The organism is Microbacterium sp. MMO-56 (assembly GCF_037146215.1).
Lineage (GTDB): Bacteria > Actinomycetota > Actinomycetes > Actinomycetales > Microbacteriaceae > Microbacterium.
Window position 1 is genome coordinate 1 of sequence record NZ_JBBCVW010000042.1, and the last position, 1,594, is coordinate 1,594.

The window sequence follows — 1,594 nt, forward strand, 5'->3', positions numbered from 1 at the left end:
CCCCGATCCACCATGTCGGGTGCGGTTCGTGGGCGTGCCGTGAAGTGAAATGTCCTTCTGGTCTGGGAAAATGTTGATTGTCTAGAGCAACGTTTACCAGTCCGGAAGGACACCTCGTAAGTGAAAGCATCTCACGGTATTGCGCCGGTCTTCGATGACCACAACCTCGTGTCGCATGCGGGTCTTGTCCCGGTGCTGGAGCTGGCGGAGCGGGCGGGCCTGTCGGAACTGATCGCGGAGGCTGTGACGTTGCCGGCCGCGAGCGTGCCGGTCAAGGCGCGGACGGTGATCGGTGGGATGCTCGCCGGTGCAGACAGCATCGATGACCTGGACCTACTGCGCTCGGGTGGCACCTCGCGTGTGGTCGGGGCAGTGCGGGCTCCCTCGACGGTCGGAACGTTCCTGCGCCAGTTCACGCACGGGCATGTCCTCCAGCTCGGGAAGGTGAACCGGGTGCTGCTGCGTCGCCTGATCGGGGACCTCCCGACCCTGGCTGGGACGGCGGGCGGGCTGGTCATGGTGGACATGGACGACACGATCCGGGAAGTCCACGGCTACCGGAAGCAGGCTGCCGCGTTCGGCTACTCCGGAGTGCGCGGGCTGAACGCCCTGATCGTGACGGTCACCGGGCAAGACGCGGCGCCGGTCATCGCGGAAGCATCGCTGCGACGCGGGAATGTCCGCTCCGGCGCAGGCGCCGCCCATCACCTCGCCCGCGCACTGGGCACGGTCCGGCAGGTCGCCCCTGACCGGCGGGCGCTGACTCGCGCGGACTCCGCGTTCTGCACGCACGAGAACGTGACCACGGCGATCAAGCACGGGGCGTGGTACTCGTTCACGATCCCGCAGTGGCCGACGGTGCAGCGGGCGATCGCGGGGATCGATGAGGCCGCGTGGACGAGGATCGAGTATCCGAACGCGGTCCGCGACGAGGACACGGGCGAGTGGATCAGCGACGCCGAGGTCGCGGAGGCACCGTTCACCGCGTTCGTGTCCCACCCCAAGGCCGAGCACGTACACGCCCGACTGATCGTCAGGCGGGTGAAGCGGCTGAACAGCAACGCGCAGCACGGGCAGGACACCTTGTTCGACACCTACCGGTATCACGCGTTCATCACCAACAGCGATCTCACCAAGGTCGACGCGGACCGGTTCCACCGTGGTCACGCGATCGTGGAGCAAGTCATCGCAGAACTCAAAGCAGGGCCCCTCGGCCACCTGCCCTCCGGGCGGTTCACCGCGAACGCAGCATGGTTGCAGTTCGCGGTCATCGCGCACAACCTCTCCCGCGCCGCCGCGACCGCCGCGGGCATGAGACGAGCTCGCATGGCAACACTGCTGCGCACGATCGTGCACACGCCCGCGAGGCTCGCCCACACAGGCCGCCGTCTCGTGATACACCTGCCCGCCGCGTGGCCGTGGGCGACCGCCTGGACCAGGCTCTGGGACACCGCGACCAGCCCGCCCCACCCGGCCGCCGCCGCCTGACCAGCATCGCCCCGACGGGCACGAACCGGAGATCGACGTGGATAAGCCAGAGCCCCGGCTGGCAGAACACGCACGCCCGCCCGCCGAAACAACTCAACGAAAAGCG

At 67.9% G+C, this 1,594-nt stretch carries 1 protein-coding gene; it reads left to right on the plus strand.

The window, feature by feature from the left end:
- Positions 1-120 precede the first annotated feature (120 nt).
- Complete coding sequence (locus WFI00_RS17685; protein ID WP_442927781.1) at positions 121-1,488, plus strand: IS1380 family transposase; 1,368 nt, start codon at positions 121-123, stop codon at positions 1,486-1,488.
- The last annotated feature ends 106 nt before the right edge of the window (positions 1,489-1,594 follow it).